Source organism: Actinomadura vinacea (assembly GCF_039532545.1).
Taxonomy (GTDB): domain Bacteria; phylum Actinomycetota; class Actinomycetes; order Streptosporangiales; family Streptosporangiaceae; genus Spirillospora; species Spirillospora vinacea.
On record NZ_BAAARW010000003.1, the window covers coordinates 246,279 to 267,194 of the forward strand.

At 69.4% G+C, this 20,916-nt stretch carries 17 protein-coding genes; 13 read left to right on the plus strand and 4 right to left on the minus strand.

The window, feature by feature from the left end:
- Nucleotides 1-26: 26 nt before the first annotated feature.
- From ABD340_RS05435 to ABD340_RS05445, 3 genes are all read right to left on the minus strand, one after another.
- Nucleotides 27-2,468, minus strand: coding sequence for a PEP/pyruvate-binding domain-containing protein (locus ABD340_RS05435; protein WP_344587365.1), 2,442 nt, complete (start codon nt 2,466-2,468; stop codon nt 27-29).
- A 387-nt stretch (nt 2,469-2,855) separates the two neighbouring features.
- Entirely contained in the window at nt 2,856-3,608 is a 753-nt protein-coding gene (locus ABD340_RS05440) for a class I SAM-dependent methyltransferase (RefSeq protein WP_344587366.1), read from the minus strand.
- Between the two features lie 188 nt (nt 3,609-3,796).
- A complete protein-coding gene (locus ABD340_RS05445) occupies nt 3,797-4,216 on the minus strand; it encodes a GtrA family protein (protein ID WP_344587367.1) in 420 nt (139 codons plus the stop codon).
- Nucleotides 4,217-4,505: 289 nt separating this feature from the next.
- On the opposite strand from ABD340_RS05445, the gene ABD340_RS05450 reads away from it, so the two are divergent.
- The 13 genes from ABD340_RS05450 (at nt 4,506) to ABD340_RS05510 (ending at nt 19,474) form a co-directional block, all read left to right on the plus strand.
- Nucleotides 4,506-4,652: a hypothetical protein gene (locus ABD340_RS05450; RefSeq protein WP_344587369.1), complete on the plus strand. Its 147-nt coding sequence runs from the start codon at nt 4,506-4,508 to the stop codon at nt 4,650-4,652.
- Nucleotides 4,653-4,849: 197 nt separating this feature from the next.
- Nucleotides 4,850-4,996, plus strand: a complete 147-nt coding sequence (locus ABD340_RS05455) for a hypothetical protein (RefSeq protein WP_344587370.1) — start codon at nt 4,850-4,852, stop codon at nt 4,994-4,996.
- Nucleotides 4,997-5,053: 57 nt separating this feature from the next.
- Complete coding sequence (locus ABD340_RS05460) at nt 5,054-5,257, plus strand: DUF397 domain-containing protein (protein ID WP_344587371.1); 204 nt, start codon at nt 5,054-5,056, stop codon at nt 5,255-5,257.
- Between the two features lie 73 nt (nt 5,258-5,330).
- Nucleotides 5,331-5,510 carry a hypothetical protein gene (locus ABD340_RS05465; protein ID WP_344587373.1) on the plus strand — a complete coding sequence of 60 codons (180 nt, stop codon included), beginning with the start codon at nt 5,331-5,333 and terminating at the stop codon, nt 5,508-5,510.
- A gap of 107 nt (nt 5,511-5,617) precedes the next feature.
- Complete coding sequence (locus tag ABD340_RS05470) at nt 5,618-6,739, plus strand: hypothetical protein (RefSeq protein WP_344587375.1); 1,122 nt, start codon at nt 5,618-5,620, stop codon at nt 6,737-6,739.
- Between the two features lie 16 nt (nt 6,740-6,755).
- Nucleotides 6,756-7,481, plus strand: coding sequence for a hypothetical protein (locus tag ABD340_RS05475; protein WP_344587376.1), 726 nt, complete (start codon nt 6,756-6,758; stop codon nt 7,479-7,481).
- A gap of 84 nt (nt 7,482-7,565) precedes the next feature.
- Nucleotides 7,566-11,003 (plus strand): DUF4132 domain-containing protein, encoded by a 3,438-nt coding sequence (locus tag ABD340_RS05480; RefSeq protein WP_344587378.1) that lies wholly within the window; start codon nt 7,566-7,568, stop codon nt 11,001-11,003.
- Between the two features lie 431 nt (nt 11,004-11,434).
- On the plus strand, nt 11,435-12,463 hold the full coding sequence (locus ABD340_RS05485) for an ABC transporter permease (protein WP_344587379.1): 1,029 nt from the start codon (nt 11,435-11,437) through the stop codon (nt 12,461-12,463).
- 14 nt (nt 12,464-12,477) lie between these two features.
- Entirely contained in the window at nt 12,478-13,353 is an 876-nt protein-coding gene (locus ABD340_RS05490; RefSeq protein WP_344587380.1) for an ABC transporter permease, read from the plus strand.
- A gap of 22 nt (nt 13,354-13,375) precedes the next feature.
- Nucleotides 13,376-14,959 (plus strand): ABC transporter substrate-binding protein, encoded by a 1,584-nt coding sequence (locus ABD340_RS05495; RefSeq protein ID WP_344587381.1) that lies wholly within the window; start codon nt 13,376-13,378, stop codon nt 14,957-14,959.
- Nucleotides 14,960-15,003: 44 nt separating this feature from the next.
- Entirely contained in the window at nt 15,004-16,800 is a 1,797-nt protein-coding gene (locus ABD340_RS05500) for a dipeptide ABC transporter ATP-binding protein (protein WP_344587382.1), read from the plus strand.
- Nucleotides 16,797-18,209 (plus strand): amidase, encoded by a 1,413-nt coding sequence (locus ABD340_RS05505; protein WP_344587383.1) that lies wholly within the window; start codon nt 16,797-16,799, stop codon nt 18,207-18,209. The genes ABD340_RS05500 and ABD340_RS05505 overlap by 4 nt, the downstream gene beginning before the upstream one ends.
- A 29-nt stretch (nt 18,210-18,238) precedes the next feature.
- Nucleotides 18,239-19,474: an amidohydrolase family protein gene (locus tag ABD340_RS05510; protein ID WP_344587384.1), complete on the plus strand. Its 1,236-nt coding sequence runs from the start codon at nt 18,239-18,241 to the stop codon at nt 19,472-19,474.
- A gap of 1 nt (nt 19,475) precedes the next feature.
- Here the strand turns inward: ABD340_RS05510 and ABD340_RS05515 are convergent, their stop codons facing one another.
- Nucleotides 19,476-20,891 carry an MFS transporter gene (locus tag ABD340_RS05515; protein ID WP_344587385.1) on the minus strand — a complete coding sequence of 472 codons (1,416 nt, stop codon included), beginning with the start codon at nt 20,889-20,891 and terminating at the stop codon, nt 19,476-19,478.
- Nucleotides 20,892-20,916 lie beyond the last annotated feature (25 nt).

A 20,916-nucleotide genomic window follows, 5' to 3' on the forward strand; every position in this document is an offset into this window, starting at 1 on the left:
CCGACCGAGATCCACGGCCTGCACCGTCAGGGGTCTTCGTCCACCCGGACCGTGCCGGCGGCTCCGTCGATCGTTATCAGCTGCCCGGTCTTGATGTCGTGCGTGGCGTTGCGGACGCAGATCACGGCCGGGATGCCGTACTCCCTGGCGACGGTCGGACCGTGCGCCACGGGCGAGCCGGTTTCGGTCACCAGGCCGGTCGTGGTCAGGAACAACGGCGTCCAGCCGGGGTCGGTGGTGGGGGCCACGAGGATCTCGCCCGGCTCGATGCGCGCGTTGGACGGGTCGCGGATCACCCGTGCCCGCCCGGTCGCCCGGCCCGCCGCCGCGGCCATCCCGATCAGCACCCCTTTCTCGGCGGGGCCCGGCGGGGCGAGCGCCTCCACGTCGGTCCCGTCGGACAGCAGCGCGCCCGGGACGGCGGGCCGCCGCAGCTCTCTTGAATGGTCGGCGCGCCGCGTCGCGACCAAGGCCCGATGGTCGGCTCCGTCCTGGACGGCCGTGCGTGCCTCGTCGAGATTCATGAACATGATGTCGTCCGCGTGTTCCAGCAGGCCGCGCGAGACGAGTTCGGCGCCGATCAGGAGGAGCTGGCGGCGCGCCGCCTGGAGCGCGGGCAGCCAGGCGAACTTCCCGATCTCCCGGAGGCCGGTGAGCCGGCGCGACCGGCGCATGAGGAACACCGCGAGCCGGCCGCGGACCGGCCGGCAGCGCCGGGCCCGCCGGGACAGCGTCTCGATCATCGCCTCCGCCCTCCGCGCGGCCTGCTCGAACCGCCGGTCGGGCGCCTGGCCGGGGTCCTCGACCCGGAGGTAGTTGGCGATCGTGGCGAGCAGCGGCGCCGGGTCCTCCGCCCAACGGGGCACGCCGACGTCGATCTCGGCCGCCGCGCGCATGCCGTACCGGTCCAGGAACCCGTCCAGTCCGATGTCGGGGAGTTCCCCGGCGCGGTACTCGGCGGCGAGTTCCTCCGGCGGGGTGCCGAGGAACCGGGCGCGGTGCGGGCGCGCCCGCACGGCCAGGTCCCAGAGCGCGAGATCCATCTCGGTGGTCACGTTGTAGGGCATCCCGCCGAGGACGATGTCCAGCTCCTCGTCCGTGGCGATGCCCTTGAGCAGCCCGGACGGCGCCACGCCGAGGAGGATCCCGGCCACCACCGGCCCCATGAGCCGCGTCATGCCGGAACCCATGACCGCCTTCTGCGCGTCCTCGGCGACCCACCTCAGCCGCGCCGCGGCCGTGGCCGGCTCCGGCGGCGGCGCCGTCCGGCGCCTGATCTCCGCCACGGTGCGGAAGGCCTCCTCGCGGGCCGCGTCCGGGCGGGCCAGGCTCGACGCGAACCCGGCGACCGTCCTCGGCGCGAGCAGCGCGGTCGCCCTGAGCGCGTTGCCCGGCCGGAGCGGCAGGCCGGGCCGCGGGGCGAACCGCGGATCGGCCATCATCCGCTCCACCGGGCCCTGCACTCGCGGCCCGTAGATCGTCAGGCCCGTCCGCAGCCGCTTCCGCATGGTCTTGTTGCGGACGAAGTCGGTCAGGTCGAAGTAGAGCCGCCCGCCGATGGGGACGAGCCGGGGCATCGGGTCACGGGGATCGACGTTGACACCGTGCTCGCGGAGCCACATCGCCGATCCGGCCTTGATCATCGCCACTCCCATCGGCGTGCACGGCCTGAACATCCCCTGGAGGTGGCCGAACTCCAGGTACAGCCGGGTTTCGCCGGTGTCCGGCGGCAGCGGGAACAGGGTGGTGATCGGCCGGGACTGGAGCAGCCACAGCGTGCCGTCCGAATCGATCGCCCACTCGATGTCCTGCGGCGAGCCGAAACGCGTCCGCAGCCGCTCGCCGGCGTCCCGGAGCCGTTGGAGCCGCTGTGCGTCGAGGCATCCGCCGTCCGGTCCCCGGATGGACGGCGAGTGCCGGTCCAGGACGTAGTGGTCGGGGACGACGGTGCCTTCGACGACCGCGGTGCCCAGGCCGGGGGCGGCGTCGACGACCATCTCGGAGCGGGACCCGGTGACAGGGTTCGCGGTGAACAGCACGCCGGCCACGTCGGCGTCGATCATTCGCTGGACCACCACGGCCATGGCGGCGTCGCCGATGCCGGCGGCGGCGCGGTAGGCGACGGCCCGGTCGGTGTCCAGGGAGTCCCAGCATCGCCGGACGGCTTCGATGAGCCGGTCGGCGCCTTCGATGTCGAGGTAGGTGTCATGCTGGCCCGCGAAGGCGGCGTCCGGCAGGTCCTCGGCGGTCGCGCTGGAACGGACCGCGACCCGGCCGGCGCCGAGCCGCGCGTAGGCGTCGATCAGCTCTTTCTCGGGCAGATCCCGCGCCCTGTAGGACTCCGCGGTCAGGCAGAACCCGTCCGGGACCCGCTCGCCCGCCTTGATCATCTCGCCCAGCCCGGCGGCCTTGCCGCCGACCAGTCCGATCATGGAGGAGTCGGTCTCGGACAGCCGGATCGGTCTCATCGCCCATCCTCCTCACGGCCCTCGCGCAGATCGCCAGGCCATGGAGCACGAACCCGTTCCGGAGCGCCCCCGCACCTCGAAACGCCGCAGGCCGCCCCCCGGGTGCCGTCTCGTCCTCACACCGGTTTCCGTCGGTACACCAGGGCTGTGGTCGCCGGAGGTCACGGAACCCGGCTGATGCTTACGGATTGTAATAAAGGGAAACGTCGCCTGGGATCACGCCGCCCTCGCCTTGGTGCAGCAGGTCCGAGTCTTGGCACGTGAACCACCACCGGAGCAGTTGACGCGATCGGGCCCGGCAGGCTGATTCGATTGGGGAAGCAGAGCGCGGGCGGTCATGTCAACCGCCCGCGCTGTTCGACCGGACCCGTGGACGGGCCCGGCGGTTCAGCTTTCCGGCACCTTCGCCACGGCGATGATGTTCTGCCCGAAGGGCAGGTGGAGGTGGTCGAGGAGTCGACTCACCGGCACCACCGTCCGGTCGTAGATCCGGACCATCCGGGGATCGCCCGCGTCCTCCATCCGGCGGACCACGAACCAGTTGAAGATCGCGCCCAGGCTGTTGATCGGGCGGCAGACCTCGACCTCCAGACGGGCGGCCTTAAGGCTCTCGGTCAGGCCCTTCCGCGTGTAGCGCCGCACCCGCTCGGCTTTCTCCTCGTCGAACTTGCTGTAGAGCGCCGGGTGACCGGCCTCCCAGATGACGAGGCGTCCGCCGGGCCGGATGGCCTCGACGAGGGAGCGGAGAGCACGGTCCTCGTCCTCGATGTATCCGAGGAGGTTGACGGCGAGCACCGTGTCGGCCTCGGTGTTCACCTTCCCGGGCAGTTCCAGGGGGAGAACCTCCACTCCCGGAAAACGCCGCTTCAGGCGGGCGAACCAGGCCGAGTCCCGTTCGGTCAGGACCAGTTTGTTGATCTCCGCACGCGGGGACGCACGGAGCATTTCAATCAGCTCACCGGTCTTCGAGCCGACGTCCAGAACGATCCCGGTGAGGTAGGGGGCAAGCCTTGCGACCTGAAGCCCCCGGTATCGCCGGGCGTCCCCAGTGGACTTCCAGTTCGGGATCTCCTCGATCGCGGATTCACCGTCGCAGTCGCCGCTGGTGGGCCAGACGGTCTCCCGGCTCTGAAGGTACATGGCGGAAAACCCGCGTATGCGGGCCCACGTTGTTTTCTTGGCCATTGCTCTTTTTTGTCCTTCCGGGCTTTCTTTGATTGCGGTGACCGGCATTGACGCCGGCCGACCGCACGACACCATCTACAGTCCGAGCCCGGGACCAGGTGCCAACCGGAGGCGAAGAGAGCAACGGCTGCGAACCGACTGGTTCAGGCCTCCTGGAGTCGCTCTTGGAGTTGCTCCACGGGAGCGCTGCGCTTTGTGTTGAACACCCAGCCGTCCAGCAGCACAAAGCGGACGATGGTGGCCAGGCCGTAGGAGCCGAGCATCGCCACGACCTCGACGGCCTGGAACGCACCCGGCGCGAGCGCGTGGACGAGGCCGAGGCCGCCGCTGCTCAGCGCGAGGCCGATCAGGAACACGACACCGCCCTCCAGTTGATGCCGCAGCACCCCGTCCGACCCGACCACGTTGAACGTGAACCGGCGGTTCGCCGCCGTGTTCGCCACCGTGGTGGTCGCCAGCGAGAGGGCATTGGCGGCCAGCGGCGGCATCGCGATCCTGAAGATGAGATACAGCGCGAGCCAGGCGAGAGTGCAAAGCGCGCCGATCACCGCGAACGCAGACAAACGACTCTTCAAAGGTCGGGAGTGGAGGGTAGACACGGGGATGACTGTCCCGACCTTGGGGATCACTGCAAGGCGGAACCGGCTCGAGAATGATCACGTTCGTGCAGGGGATCGGCGCGGTGACCGAAGAGGCCGCCGTGCCGATCGGCTGAGGGCAGGCTGTGGCGTAGGTGAAGCGGCGGCCGACCGATCAGGAGCAGGTCGGTTGGATTTCCGCGATCACTGCCCGTCCGGAACGCCCGCCGCAGCCGATCCCGTAGACGGGCAGGGTCCCGTTCGGACCTCCGCGATGGGTCACACAGCTCGCCTCCGGGGCCGCCCGGCGCCCCTGACCGACCTGCGGGCCGTCCAGGCCCGGCGGATGTACGGCGAACGCGCCTACTCCGTCAGGCAGATCGGCGGCACCTTCGGCGTCAGCCGCGCCCGCTACCTGTAGGACGGTGCCGTCCCGGCGCAAGCACCGCAGACCCCGGCGCCGGTCAGGCCTTCGCCGCGGGCTCCAGGTCGTCGTGGGTGCGGACCACTGATCCTCCTCGGGTCGGCTGCCAGCGGAATCTAGGGCAAAAGCTATTCACGAATAGTATGGTATGCATCTAATCTTCAGATGGCCGAAGGGCTCGGGGCGCTTTCCAGGTGCCGGACGACGAGTTCGGCGGTCTCCTGGAGGTCGACGAGAGGACGCCGGACGCATCGGCCCGGCGCGGCGACATCCTGATGTTGGCGCGTGGTACTTGGTTTGATCTGCTGTCGCAGATCAAGCTAGGAGCGTATGACCTCTAGTCGGAAGCTCTGTGAAGTCAAGTCACGCGGCACATCAGCGATCGCCAGGAGGACGAAGTGTCCGACCTCGATCTTGCTCAGGCCGTCTTCCGCAAGAGCAGTCACAGCGAAGGCGGTAGCGGCTGCGTCGAAGCCGGCATCGTCGGAGCCCAACGTCTCGTCCGCGACTCCAAGGATCCGGATGGCGGATGTCTGGTGTGGGACAGTGCGGCCTGGGGCGCCCTGCTGTCGAAGATCAAGCAGGGGACGTTCGACCTCTAAGAATGGGAGGCTCACGCCACCACCGCGCCTGTGACGGGTTGTTGATCCAGGGAACCCCGACGACTGCCCGGCCATGCGGGTGGACGCCGAGACGGGTGACTTCTACTTCCAGGGTGAGTCGGTCACCGACCCCGATACCCTGGCGTGGATCAGCTCCGACAGCCGACTGAAGGACACGGAGTCGGTCGTACGGCTTCCCGCCGCAATGGCGCAGATCATCATGGAGGCGGAGCGAATGGCAGGTACGGTTTGATGTATACAACGGAGCTAACAGAAGCCTGCATCGAGGATGCGAGCAACATCTTGGTCGCGCCTTCGACGTTGCGAGATAATGAATTGATCAGGTACTTTTTCGGGTCCGTGATCACGCCAGAGGACCTTGCTTCTGGTTCGGCCGACCTCGCACAGAAGACCGTCTACCTGTGTGGCGATATATCCGGGATCAGCGTCCGCCAACTGTACGCGGCGGCCCGGGTATTCGTAATCCGGGAGCTGTCACACGGGTACCACGAGGACGTCGACAAACATTGGACCCTCGTCGACCTCGGCCGAGTTCCCATCCGTGTACACGGCGCCGGAGTGTACTACCGCCGCTTTTTCGACCTCGGCGGCGATCACTTCGGACGGATCAGTGCGGAGCACGCGTTCCAGTCGCTGACGGAGTCCACCAAGCCTGGAACGGCACATCGCACCGGAATCTATCTGACGCCCGTCACACAAAACGGTGACGAACTACATTTCCGCCTGCTCCGGTGCTCCACGAATCTCTCTGGGCCGACCGAGAGCTTTCGTCCGACCGACACGAGCATCGTCGAAGCCCTGAACCGCGAGGCCGCCGCCGTCTTCCGGAACCAGGCACCGCTGAATCACGTCCTCGCTCAGATCTACCACAACACCCTTGCCACGGCCGAGCGCAAGCAGTCCAAGGCCAAGATCTCGTCCCATGCCGACAAGACCAAGGACATGCCCCTCAACGGCATCATGGCCTTTTGTACTTTCTATGACCGGCTCGACAAACTGCAACCCTTGGCCGAGGACGCCTTCGACTATGGTGTGAAGGGTGTCAGCGGGCTGACCAAGCTGCACTTTCGCCTCAAGGAGGCGACCGAAGAACGCGACGGGGTCGCGCTCCCCGCGCAGTTCACCCTGACTCTCTACCCCGGCTCCGTGTTCTTCATGCCGCTGGCCACCAACCGCCTGTATACGCACGAAATCCGGCCCTCAATGTTGGACGCCGAGGTGCTCCCGACCCGCCTGGGATACGTGGTGCGCTGTTCGAGCGCCGAAGCCGTTCACAAGAACGGCCAGACGTTCCTCAAAGTGGACGGAGATTTGGTGGAGCTGGAGCCACCCACACCGGCGGGCGTGAACGAGTTGCGCAGGCTGTACGTCGAGGAGAACAAGACTTCGTCCTTCATTGATTACGGCGACAAGTTTCTCTTCAGTATGAACACGGGAGACTACGTTGCCCCCCGAGTCTGAGATCATCTCGTGCGCTTTGTCGACCGAGGAGAATCTCTTTGCGGAGCTGTCCGCGTCGGCTCGTTTGGAAGATGTAGGAAAAGGTCGGCGTGGCGCCGCGCTTACCAAGGTCGACGAGGCGGGTGATGTGCCCCTCGTGCGTACTACCACTCGATACAGCAGCCCGACGCAGCGTTTCCGGGGGGTGCACGAACGGCTGGCGCAACAGATTCAAGAACGTGCGGCGATTTCAGTCGGCTTCAACAACGCTCTCATCGAGAGCTACACGAACGCCTACAAGACCATGGGGAGCCATTCCGACCAAGCCCTCGATCTGGCCGACGGATCGTTCATCGCCGTTTTCTCCTGCTATCGGCATCCCGAGGCGGGTCCGCCAAGGAAGCTGATCTTCGAATCAAAGGGGTCCGGTGGTGGGAAGTTCGAGATCCCCCTCGCCCACAACAGTATCGTCGCGTTTTCTGTCGACTCGAATCGGCGGCTCAAGCACAAGATCGTACTTGACGCGCCCGTCCAGGCGGCGGACAACCAATGGTTGGGTGTAACCTTTCGAACGTCAAAGACCCTCGTTCGGTTTCGCGACGGACATGTATACCTCCCGCAGGGTGCGCGCCTCATGTCGGCCGACGATGAGCAGCGGCGCGAGTTTTACCAACTACGGCGTCGTGAGAACAATGAAACGGACTTCATCTACCCCCTGCTGACGTACACCATCAGTGAGAGCGATCTGATGCCGCCCGTTTGACCCTGCGTGTTGTCCGTGGTCGGTATAAGGCTCCTTCTGGAGATGGCGGCGGTTTGTCGGGTATCTGCTCTACGGTTTGGCGGCATGAGTGATCAACGCCCGCCGGCGCGGGACGAGGATGTTCTGGTGCTTCCGGCGGAGCTGCAGCGGCAGTTGCATCCGCGGCGCGGCGGCCACCCCGGCCCAGCGATCAAGATCGACAAGGTCGCCGTGGCGCAGCTGCGGGAGCAGCGCGAGAAGAGGTGGCCGGACCCCGGTTCGCTGATCGCCAGGATCGTGCCCGGTCCGGAGTGGGTGGACGGCGCGCGGCGGTACGTCGACGGCCAGCCCGACCCGGCGGGTGCGGCGGCGATCGCCTTGATCCCGTGGAAGATCGACCGGACGCGTCCCGGCGCCGGGGACCCGTGGGAGTGGGCCTGGGAGGGCGACGCCCTAACGGGGAGGTGGGTGAAGAAATGGGCGAAGGGGCGCGGCATCACCGATGAGCGCGCTTTCCCGCCCTGGGACAGCAAGGAGGACGACTGGGTCAGTTTCGAGGGCAGCTACGCCAGGGGAGGCGCCCCGGACTCGCTGCAGAACCTGCAGTGCAGGCTCGTGGACGTCTGGAGTGCCGAGCATGGCTTGGCGTTCGCGGCGTGCGCGCTGGTCGAGCTGAGCACGGTCGCGACGAAGTGGGCCGGCGCCGAGAAGATACGGTTTCAGGGCGGCGAGAAGCTCTGGCTGGGCCAGGAGGCCGCGAGGCGCATGCGCACCTTTCTGGCGGCGGCCGACGATCGCGACTACCGGGAGGCGGTCGAAAGGCTGGCGGAGCACCGCCGGACCCTTAAGCAGAAGCTCGTCGTGTCGTATCTGGTGCCGGAGCGGCAGGACTGGCTGGACGAGTGCCAGGACTGGTCGGGCTCCAGCCGGTACGGGCTGGAGTGGCTGCAAGTCGTGATCGGCAAGCCGGATCAATCTGCGGTGAAGCACGATCTGGCCTGGGAAGACCACCCCATGGGCCTGCTCGTCACGCTGGCCGACACCGCCGGAGTGGACGCCCTCCCGCTGTTCGTCCAGGGCTTGGACGGCGACATCGACGACTTCGAGCGCAAACGGCTGCTCAAGGTGATCGGCCTGATGCCCTTCGACGAGGCGTTCCAGGTGCTGGTCGACCGCGTCGCCGATCAGCACGTCGGGCCCGTACTGACCGAGGCGATGACCAGGTTCCCTGCGCGAGCGCTGCGGCTGCTGGCCGCGTCCGGCGCCACTGAGCTGCTCGCGGGCCACCTGCGGGCGCACCCGGACCTGGTTGCCGCGATGCTGCCCGATCTGCCGGCCGGATCCCGTGCGGCCATCGAGGCGGCCGCCGCGTCCGACCCGCGGGTACCGGAAGCGGATGACCTGCCCGAGCTGCTGGTCCAGCCGCCGTGGACCCGCGCGCGGGAGACGAGGAAGCCGGTCGTCATCGCGGGTCTGACCCCGCCCGACGAGCAGAGGATGACCTGGGCGCCGGGCGAGCGGGAGATGTGGTCCGTCCCCTCCTTCCTCCGGTACCCGCCAGAGTTCGACCAGGCCGGTACCGACTGGGAGGCGGTGGCCAAGGAATTCCGATCCGACGAATTGCCCAGCCACAAGGAAGCCGAACTGCTGCAGCTGGGGCCCGAAGAGGTGGTCCGGCCCTTGCTCGCCGGCTGGGAGGCCAGACTTTACTGGGGGTCCCCCGATGTGCCCTGGATGAAGTGCGTGGTGGCCCGGTTCGGTGAGGACGTCCTGCCGGCCGTGTTGCGCGTCGCCAAGCAGAACCCCGCCGAACACGGAGGGCTTCTCCTCCCCTACCTGAACGCCGAGATCGCGGCGCTGACGGCCGACTGGCTGGCCCGGAAGAAGACGGCACGGCAGACGGCGATCAACTGGTTCGACAGGCACGGCGTCGACGCCGCCTGGATGCTCTTCCCCGCCGCACTCGGCAAGGCCGGACGGGACCGGAGGCAGGCCGAGGGGGCGCTCCGGCTGCTGGCCCGCGGCACGGGTGCCGAGAAGATCGTGGCGGCCGCGCGTGACCTGGGCGCCGAGGCGGCGGACGCGATCGAGGCGCTGGTAGCCGACCCGCTGGAGTTCCTGCCGGATCGGATGCCGGCCGTGGGGGAGTGGGCCAATCCCGGCGCGCTCCCGCAGATCCTGCTGCGGGGCCGCGAGCGGGCGCTGCCGGTCGCGGCAGTTGGTCACGTCATGACGATGCTGGCGATGTCGAAGCCCGGCGAGGTGTACGCGGGTGTCGACGTGGTCCGCGAGCGGTGCGACAGCCGCTCCCTGACCGAGTTCTCCTGGGCGCTGTTCGAGCGCTGGGAGTCGCACGGTGCCCCGTCCAAGGACGGCTGGGCGCGGGACCAGCTCGCCTGGCTCGGCGACGACGAGACGGTGCGCAGGCTGGCCGCGATGATCGTTGAGTTGCCCGGGGAGGGCGGCCACCAGAAGGCGGTGAAAGGGCTCGACGTACTCGCCGGGATCGGCAGCGACCTGGCGCTCATGCACCTGCACGGCATCTCCCGGCGGGCGAAGTTCAAGGGGCTCAAGGCCGGGGCCCAGGACAAGATGGCGGAGATCGCGGCGAGTCGCGGGCTGACGACCGAGCAGCTGGCCGACCGCACGGTGCCGGATTTCGGGCTGGACGACGACGGGAGCATGACGCTCGACTACGGGCCGCGCCGCTTCACCGTGGGCTTCGACGAGGCGCTCGCCCCGTTCGTCCTGGACCAGGACGGGCGGCGGCGCAAGACGCTGCCCCGCCCGGGGACCGACGACGACCCTGACCTGGCCCCGGCCGCCTACCAGCGCTTCTCCTCGATGAAGAAGGTGGCGCGCACCACTTCCGCCGACCAGCTCCGCCGGCTGGAGAAGGCCATGGTCACGCGACGGCGGTGGACCGCGGCGGAGTTCCGGGAGCTGTTCGTCGAGCATCCCCTGGTCTGGCACATCGCGCGCCGCCTGGTCTGGCTGGCCGAGGAGGACGGCGCGACCACGGCGTTCCGGGTCGCCGAGGACCGCACCTTCGCCGACGTGCACGACGAGGCGTTCACGCTGCCCGGCACGGCGACCATCGGCATCGCGCACCCGCTCGATCTGGGCGACGGTCTGGCCGCCTGGCGGGAGGCGATGGAGGACTACGAGATCCTGCAACCGTTCCCCCAAATCGAGAGGGGGACGTACACATTGACCGAGGACGAGCGTCGCGGCGACCACCTCGCCCGTTTCGTGGGCCGCACGGTGCGCACGGTGCGGGTCCTTGCCCTGCGCCACCGCGGCTGGGAACGCGCCGGCTATTCCGGGATCTCCCGCACGTCGCCCGCCGGTCGGCGCGTCCTGCTCGACTTGGATCCGGGGCTGCCCTTCGGCAGCCCGGACGATGAGCCGGAGCAGCGGATCGAGACCGTCCGGCTGACCGATGGGGCCCATTTCGGCGAGCTGGACCCGATCACCGTCTCGGAGATCATCGCCGACCTCGCCTCGCTGGCCGACGCGACCGGCACGCCTTCCGGAAATTGACTTCGTCCCTTCGCCGTCACCACGCCCGGCGGGCCGCAGGCGCAGCCGGCATCGCGCGTGCGGAACGCCGAAAGGGTGGAATAGGCCCAAGCCTGGCGGCCGTTGTTGGACTTGAACCGCGGGTGGCGGGCGCGTTTCGTGAACGCGGTGTGCTGATGTCGCAGCGCCTGCCCGGAGGGAAGCCGGGCGGGACGTGGCCCGGCGGAGCGCTGGGGCAGCTCTCCTGGACAGGTCATCGAAGAGGCGCAGGCCCGTGGCCCCAGCGGGTGCGGGTGGATGAGGAGCGCCGCCTGGTAGCGCCCGGTCCGCTGAGCGGGACGTCGTGCTTTGTCCTCTGGTGGGGCTGACGAAGACTTACCGCCCAATGCAGTTCAGGGGGATGTCACAGTCCATTCCGTACAACGTACGGTATGCCATCAGGAGGTCTGTGGATGCACGCGACCGGGCAAGCCGTGCCCCCGTCCCGGGGCATGGCCGCGGGCTTGGGGCGCCGGCTGGGCGGCCTGCCACCCCTAATACCGTTTCTCGCGCGGCGAGTCCTCCGCGGGATTTTCGTTCTGTTCATTCTGTCGATCGTCGCGTTCGGGCTCGTCCGGATGCTTCCGGGAACGCCCGCCGACATTCTGGCCGGCCCGTATTCCGATGCGGCGACCCGGGCGAGGATCGTTGAAGACCTCGGCCTCGACCTGCCGCTGACCGAGCAATACCTGGTGTGGCTCGGCAACATGTTCCAAGGGGACTTCGGCTTCTCGGTCTTCAACGGCCTGCCGGTGCTCGAGCTCATCATGCAAAGGCTTCCGAACACCCTGGAACTCGCGCTGGCCGCGACGATCGTGTCGATCCTGTGGGGTGTGCCCGCCGGTGCCGGCGCCGCGCTCGGCCAGGGCCGTGCTTTCGACCGCATCGCCCGCGGGGGTGCTTTCCTGGGGCTCGCGACGCCGGTGTTCGTCTTCGGCATCGGCCTGATCCTCCTGGTCTCGACGATCCTCCCGAGCTGGCCGAGCGTCGGGTTCGTTCCGCTCACCGATGACGTGTGGAGGAACCTCCAGGGCCTGCTCCTCCCGGCCCTCGCCCTGGGACTTCCGCTGGGCGCGACCCTGTGCCGGTTCATGCGCACCTCGATGATCGAGGTGTACGAGCAGGACTATCTGCGCACCGCGCTCGCGACGGGAGCGAGCCGCCTGCAGGCGACGCTCCGGCACGGGCTCCGGAACGCGTCCGGTCCGGTGGTGACGGTGGCCGGGCTGCAGATGGCCGGGCTGGTCGGCAACGCCATTCTGATCGAGAACGTCTTCGCGATTCCCGGCATCGGCCAGCTCACCGTGACCTCGCTGCTGCAGAAGGACTATTCGGTGACGCAGGCCTGCATTCTGCTGCTCGGGCTGGTGTACGTCGTGATGAACCTCGTCGTGGACGTCGTCCATTCCCTGATCGATCCGAGGGTGGGTGAATCGCGATGAGCGAGCCGCCGGTCATGTCTCCTGAGAAAGCGAAGCGACCCCCCGAGGCCAAGGAGAAGAAGACAGCCGTTCGCGGCCGCCGGTCGAGGGGCAGGATCAACACCGGGGTCGTGTGCGGTATCGGCATTCTCGTGCTGATGTTCGCGATGGCGTATGTGGTCCCGCTGCTCCGTCCTTTCACTCCCACCGAGGTCGCGGGCGCGCCCTTTGTGAGTCCCAACGGAGCCAATTGGCTCGGTACCGACGATCTGGGCCGGGACTATTTCGTCCGGCTGTGCACCGCGGGCCGGACCTCCCTGTCGATCGCCCTGGCGAGTTCGGTGCTCGCGCTGGTCGCCGGTTCGCTCGTCGGGTTCGCCGCGGGCATCGGGAACCGCCGGCTGGACTCGCTGCTGATGGGCGGCGTGGACCTGCTGCTGTCCTTCCCGTCGCTGCTGCTCGGGTTGGCGGCGGTGACCGTCTTCTCGCCCTCCAACACCACGCTGATCGTCGTGCTGGCGATCGCGACGCTGCCGCATTTCGCGCGCATCGTCCGGGCCCGGTGCCTTGAGCTGCGGGAACTGGAATTCGTTCGGTCCGCGCGGATCTCCGGCGTGGGATCCCCGATGATCGTGTTGAAGCACCTGCTGCCCAACACGCTTCCGCTGATGATGATCCAGCTGGCGAATTCGGCGGCCATCGTCATCCTGCTGGAGTCGGCGCTGAGCTACCTCGGCCTCGGGGTGCAGCCGCCGACCCCCAGCTGGGGCCGGATGATCTCCGAATCCCAGATCTACATGACCGCTTCCCCATGGCTGGTACTCGGCGCCGGCGGGGCGCTCCTGCTGTCCTCGATCGGCTGGGGGCTCATCGGTGAGGGCTTCGCGGTCTCGCGGCGCTCCGTTGTGTGACGCACAGAAAGGAGACGGCGCGATGATCTCAGTTGGCCGGACGAGAAGATCGGTGCTCGCGGTGGGGGCGGCCGTGGCCGTTTCGATCGCGCTCGCGGGATGCTCGGGCGACCGGCGGACGGCGGGCGGCGCCGCGGCGGGCCCGCCGCAACGAGGCGGAAAGCTCGTCATCGCCGAGGAGACGCAGCCGCTGAGCGGGCTCGACCCCGTGTTGGCCCAGGCCGGCGACGCCAAGCGCATGGCCTCGCAGTTCTACGAGGGGCTGCTGGAACTCGCACCCGACGGCATCACGCTGAAGCCCGCACTGGCGACCTCGTGGAAGCGGACCTCACCGACGAGCTACGAGTTCACCCTGCGCGAAGGGACCAGATTCCACGACGGCCGGCCCGTGAAGGCGAGCGACGTCGTGTTCAGCCTCAAGCGGTACGTGGACCCCGCGACGAAATCGCCGTACCGCGCGCTTTTCAAGATCAAAGACGTGACCGCGTCCGGCGACGACAAAGTGGTGGTGACGCTCCAGGAGCCGCAATCGTCCCTGCTGAACCTGCTCGCGCAGCCGTGGAGCGGCGGAATCGTCAGCGAGCAGTGGGTCAAGAGCCGTACCCCCAACCAGCGCAAGATCCAGGAGAACGGGACGGGCCCGTTCCGGCTCGCGGAGTTCCGCGAAGGCGCCTTCATGAAGACCGTGCGGTTCGACGGCTACTGGGATCAGCCGAAGCCGTACATCGACGAGGTCCGCTACCAGGTCATCCCCGAGGAGGTGACCCGGGTGAGGGCCTTGCAGTCCACGACCGTGGACGCCACCCAGATCAACATCCCGAAGGTCACCGAGACGCTCGAGAAGGGCGGCTTCGAGGTGGGCGAGCCGTTCAAGACCGGCGTCTACTGGCTGGGGCTGAACACGCTGCAGGGCCCCCTGGCGAACGAGAAGGTGCGGCAGGCGATCAGCCTGGGCATCGACCGCAAGCAGCTGATCAGCGTCGGGGCCCAGGGGTCCGGCGTCCCGTCCGGGATCATCCCGCCGGGAGACCCGGTCCTGGGCGGCGCGTCCGGCGCGCTGCCCTTCGGCGAGTACGACCCGGGACGGGCGAAGCGGCTGCTCGCCGAGTCGGGTGCGGGCCCGGTGAAACTCAAGATGGTCGTGCGGTCGAACCGGCCGGACAAGCTCGCCACCGCGCAGCTCATCACCGAGCAGCTGTCCAGGATCGGGGTGCGGGTGCAGATCACCCAGCTGCCGTTCGAGCAGCTCGTCAGCAACCTGCTGTCGGGGAACTGGAACGCCGACATGGTCCAGATGACCTCCGTCCTCAACGCCGACGTCTCCCAGTACCTGAGCCTGTGGTTCGAGAAGACCGGCAAGACGACGAAGGTGAACGACCCGGAGCTGTGGCGGCGGATGGACGACGCCGTGCGCAACGCGGAGACCGTCGAGGACAGGCGGCGGGCGTACGGCGACATCAACCGGTATGTGGCCGAGCGGGTCTACATGCTGGTCCCCTACGCGTCGCCGGTGAACTACGACGCGTGGTCGACCAGGCTCGCCGGATTCAAGAGTGACGCCACCGGAACCCGGCGGTTCCTCAAGGACGCCTGGATCGCGGAATGACGGAGACCAGGGCAGCGCGGCACCCGGGAGGACGGGATGGCGACATGAACGGACAGAACGTGCTGAGCTTCCGCGACTTCACCGTCCGGTACGGCGACGCGCCGGCCAGCGTCCGCGGGGTCGACCTCACCGTCCGGGCCGGGGAGATCGTCGGGCTGATCGGCGAGAGCGGCAGCGGGAAGACCTCGGTCGCGATGGCCTGCCTCGGGCTGCTGCCCAAGCAGGCGAAGGTGACCGCCGGGCGTTTCGAGGTGTGCGCCACCGACCTGGCCGGTGCGGACGCCAGGAAGCTCACCCGGATGCGCGGCCGCGAGGTCGCGATGGTGTTCCAGGACGCCATGGGCACGCTGGACCCGACCATGCGCGTCGGCCGGCAGATCGGTGAGGTGATCAAGCGGCATCGCGGGCTGAAGGGCGAGGCGCAGCGGCAGGCGGTCGTCGAGCTGTTGCGACGGGTGCGCGTCCCGGAGCCGGAGAGCCGGGCCCGGCAGTACCCGCATCAGCTCTCCGGCGGGTTGCGGCAGCGCGCGGCGATCGCGCTCGCGCTGGCCGGCGAGCCGAAGCTGCTGCTGGCAGACGAGCCGACGACGGCGCTGGACGTCACCGTGCAGGCGGAGATCCTGCGGCTGCTGCGGACGATCCGCGACGAGTTCGGCGTCGGAATCCTGCTGATCTCGCACGACATCGGAGTGATCGCGCAGGCCGCGGACCGGGTGGCGGTGATGCGGGACGGCGAGATCGTGGAGCAGGGCGGCGTCGAGGAGGTCCTGCTGACGCCTTCCTCCGACTACACCAAGATGCTGCTGCGTTCGGTGCCCAGACTGGGGCGGCGAGGCGAACACGCCGGGCGTCCCGCTCCCGAAGACCGGGGTTCCGATCCTGACCGGCCCGCGCTGTTCACCGCCGAAGCGGTAGGGCGCAGTTTCCGGTCCCGGGGTCGCACCGTGCACGCCGTCCGGGACGTCTCGTTGCGCGTCCACCCCGGCGAGGTGGTGGGCGTCGTCGGCGAGTCGGGTTCGGGCAAGAGCACCCTGGCGAACCTGCTGGTCCGGCTGGACCGGCCCAGCACGGGGCGCTTGCGGATGGACGGGCGGGACTACGCCAGGCTGCGCGGCAAGCGGCTGAAGGCGTTCCGGCGTGCCATCCAGATGGTGTTCCAGCATCCGGCGGGCTCGCTCAATCCGAAGCTGCGGGTGGCGACGTCGGTTCGCGAGCCGCTGGTCACCGGCGGAACCGGCGGAAGCGAGGCACGGCGGCGGGTCGAGGAGGTGCTCGCGGAGGTCGGCCTGCCGGCCGACGCCGGGCAGCGGCTGCCGCACGAGTTCTCCGGCGGGCAGAAGCAGCGCATCGCCATCGCACGCGCCGTCGCCGCCAGGCCGGAGGTGGTGGTCCTGGACGAACCCACCTCGGCGCTGGACGTGTCCGTGCAGGCCCAGGTGCTGGATCTGCTGCTCCGGGTGCAGCGGGCGGAGAAGCTGACCTACGTCTTCATCTCGCACGACCTCGCGGTGGTGCAGGCCATCTCGGACCGGGTGATGGTGATGTACGCGGGCCGGGTGGTGGAGGTCGCCGACGCCGAGGCGCTGTTCTCGGCTCCGGCGCACTGGTACACCAAGGCGCTGCTCGCCGCCGTCCCCTCCCCGGATCCGCGGGAGCGGGGCGGCCCCGCCGACACCGCGGAAGAGGACACCTCGGGCGACCGTGGCCAAGGGTGCGCGTTCGCGGCGCGCTGCCCGAAGGCCGAGTCCCGATGCCGGGTGGACGTTCCGGAGCTGTCGGAGGTACTCGCGGGGCACGCGGTGGCCTGCCACTTCCCCGCTGTCGAGGAGGGGGCCGAATGACGATGGACGCGCTGGAGCAGGCCGACCTCGTGCGGCGCGGGGAGGCGACGCCGCGGGAACTGGTCGAGGCGGCCATCGACCGCATCGAGCGGACCGACCCGCACATCAACGCGATCACGCACCGGCGGTACGAGCAGGCCCTTTCCGAAGCGGACCGGGTACCCGCGGACGCTCCGTTCTCGGGTGTTCCCACGCTCTCGAAGGCGATCAACGAGAGTGCGGGGGACCCGGCGAACTCCGCGTGCGCATGGGTGGCCCGGCACGGCCGCGTCGCCCGCGCCGACGCCGTGATCAACCGGCGGCTCCGCGAGGCCGGGTTCGTCATCGTCGGCCAGGCCTCCGCTCCGGAGTTCGGGCTGGTGTCGGTGAGCGAGAGCCGGGTGCACGGCGTGACCCGGAACCCCTGGCGCACGGATCTCACCTCCGGCGGCTCGTCGGGCGGTGCGTCGGCGGCGGTCGCCGCGGGCATGGTGCCCGTGGCGCAGGGCGGCGACGGCGGCGGCTCGATCCGGATGCCCGCCGCGTTCTGCCACCTGGTGGGCCTGAAGCCGTCCGTGGGACGGATCAGCGCCGGACCGGGCACGCCGAACCGGTGGGGGCACAGCAACCCCGCGGTGGTGACCCGCACCGTCCGGGACACGGCGGCCGTGCTCGACGCCGTCAGCGGCGGCGCACCCGGTGACCTGGGCGGGCCCGCGCCGCTGCCACCGGGCGGCCTGGCCGGGGTCGTCGGCCGGGACCCGGGGCGGCTGCGCATCGGCGTCCTGACGCATGCTCCCGACCATGCGCCGCAGGTGGTGGACGTGGTCCGGGACGCCGTCCTGGACACCGCCCGGATCCTCGAAGGGCTGGGACACAAGGTCGAGGACGCCTATCCCGAGGCGATGCTCGACCCGAAGTGCCTGGAGTCGTTCTTCGACGCGCTGAGCGTCACCGCCGTCCAGGCCGTCGACGCGCTGAGCGCGGAGCTGGGCGAGGAGCCGGGCCCGGACGACCTCGACCCCATCACCTGGTTCTGGGTCCGGCGCGGGCGTGAGATCACCGGACTGGAGCTCGCGAACGCGCTGCTCTGGCAAGGCCGGTTCCGTGCCGCCATGGCGAACTGGTGGCAGGAGTACGACCTGCTGCTGAGCCCGGTGTTCGCGACGCCGCCCAAGCCGGTGAGCTGGCCGTGGAACGAACCCGACGGCCTGCAGAAGTCGGTGGACGTGCTCAACTTCACCGCGCCGTTCAACACGACCGGGCAGCCGGCGATCGCGGTCCCCGCGGCGCTGTCCGCGGCCGGCGAGCCGATCGGGATCCAGCTCGCCGCGGCCTACGGACGGGAGGACCTGCTGGTGGCGGTGGCGGCGCAACTGGAGACCGAACGGCCCTGGGCCTCGGCGCGGCCGCCGGTGTTCGCCCAGTGAGCCAGACCCACAGCAAGGGAGCGGGACCCATGACCGACGCGACCGTGTTCACCAACGCCCGGCTGATCGACGGAACCGGCGCCGCCCTCGTCGAATCGGCCGCCGTCGTGGTGCGGGACGGCAAGATCGCCTACGCCGGTCCGTCGGGGGCCGAGCCGCGGGTCGACGGCGCCGCGACCGTCGATCTCGGCGGCCGGACCCTGCTCCCCGGATTCTTCGACTGCCATGTGCATTTCCTCATGGACCGCAACGCCGACCTCACCGGAAGGCTGCTGACCAACCGGCCGACGGTCACCGTTTTCGAACGGGCGCAGCGGATGCGCGAAACACTGCTCTGCGGCGTCACCACGGCGCGCGACCTCGGCGGCATCGACGCCGGCTACCGGGACGCGGTGGCGCAGGGCCTGATCGAAGGGCCCCGGCTGCACGTCGCGCTGCGGCTGATGAGCCACACCGGCGGGCACGCCGACTTCAGCCTGCCCAGCGGGTTCGATCCGTCCGGGGTCACCGACCGGTTCAGCGAGCTGGCCGACGACTGCGCCGAGGTCAGGTTGGCGACCCGGCGGCTGCTCAAGGACGGCGCTGACGTCATCAAAGTCTGCGCGACCGGCGGTGTGAACAGCCCGAGCGACCAGCCCGAGGACGAGGGCCTTACGGCCGAGGAGATCGCCACCATCGCGGACGAGACGCGCCGGCACCGCGGCCGGCCGATCGCCGCGCACGCGCAGGGCGCGCAGGGGATCAAGAACGCGCTGCGCGGCGGCGTGACCAGCATCGAGCACGGCTATCTGATCGACGACGAGGGCATCGACCTCATGCTGGAGAACGGCGCGTTCCTCGTCCCGACCCTGTCGACCTTCCACGTCGAGCGCGAGCACTTCACGGCCGCGGCCTACGAGAAGAAGGCCCGCATGGTCGAGGCCGCGATGCCGCGGCTCAGCGAAGCGGTGCGGCGCGGGGTGAAGGTGGCGCTCGGCACCGATTCCGGCGTCGGCCCGCACGCGCAGAACCTCCGCGAGCTCGACCACATGGTGAAGCTGGGAATGTCGCCGCTGGACGCGATCCGCGCCGGAACCCTGAACGCCGCCCAGCTGCTCGGGCTGGACGAGACCCTGGGCACCGTCGAACCGGGAAAGACCGCCGATCTGGTGGTGTGCGACGGCGATCCGCTCGCCGACATGAGCGTGCTCGGCGAGCCGTCCAATGTGGTCCTGGTGATGCAGGAGGGCCGCCTGGCCAAATGCACCCTGCCCGAGGCGGCCTGATTCAGCGCAGGACCCGCCCCGCGACGACCGCTCCGGCCACCGCGCATCCGGCAGCGGTGAGCATGGTGATGCTCTGGGCGTAGGTGAATGCGTCCAGAGCGGCCTGCGTCAGATCGGCATCGCCTGTGGCATGAGTCAGGGTGGCGGACAAGGAGCTGCGCGCATTCTCGGGCAGCGCGTCGGGGAGCCTGCTGCGGTAAGCGGTGGACAGCAGGCTTCCCATGCCGGCCACGCCCAGGGCGATGCCGAGTTGCTGGTGGGTGTCATTGAGGGCTGAGCCCATCCCGGCCCGCGTGCTGGGCACGGCCGACAGGACGACGCTGGTGGTCGCGGGCGCGGCGAACCCGGCCCCTGCCCCGCACAGGAGCAGCCCCGCGGCCACCACGAGATAGGTGCTGGACGGGGTCAGGGTGGCGAGCGTGAGGAAGCCGGCGGCGGTCACGCCGAACCCCGTCACGATGCATCGCCGCGGGCCGATACGCGCGGGCGCCCGGCCACCGGCGAGGGAACCGAGCACCGTGCCGACGGCCACCGGCGCCACGGCCAGCCCGGCTTGCCAAGGGGCATGGCCCATGACGAGTTGCAGGTGCTGGGCCAGGATGAACAGGACGCTGCCGGTTCCCAGCGTGAGCGCGGTGGCCGCGACGCTTCCTCCGGTGAAGCGCCGGTCGCGATACAGGGCGAGATCCACGATGGGCGTCGCGGCACGCTTCTGACGCCAGGCGAAAAGCCCCGACGCGATGAGCGCGGCGACGGCCGCGCCGATGACGCCCGGCTCCGCGAGGCCGCGTTCACCAGCGATGATCACGACGGTGGTCAGCGCGACCATGGCCAAGGTGACCAGGACGGCGCCGAGCGGATCGACCCGCGCGTCCCGCGGGGCGCGCGTTCCGGGAACCCAGCGGACGACCGCGACCATGGCGGCGGCGACCACCGGGACGTTGACCAGGAAGACCCCGCCCCAGCCCCACTGCCCCACCAGGAAGCCGCCCAGCACGGGCCCGGCGGCCATGGCGGCGGAGGCGACGGCGCCCCACACCGCGAACGCCTTGGGCCGCTCGTCGGCGGGGAACGCGTGCACGAGCACCGCCAGTGTGGCGGGCATGACCAGCGCGGCTCCCACCCCCATGAGACCCCGCATCGCCACCAGCCACCACACCGACCACGCCGCGGCGGCCAGGGCCGAGGCCGCCCCGAGCACCGCCAGCCCGGCCAGGGCGGCGCGCCGGTGGCCGTAGCGGTCGCCGACCGCGCCGGCGGCGATGAGCAGCCCGGCGAAGACGACCACGTAGGCGTCGACCACCGCCTGCTGCTGCGCGGTCGAGGCATGGAAGGCCATCGCGATCGACGGCAGTGCCACGTTGACGACGGTGTTGTCGACCACGACCACCAGCAGCGCCGCGCTGACAGCGATCAAGATCTTCCGTTGCTGGTCTGAAGAG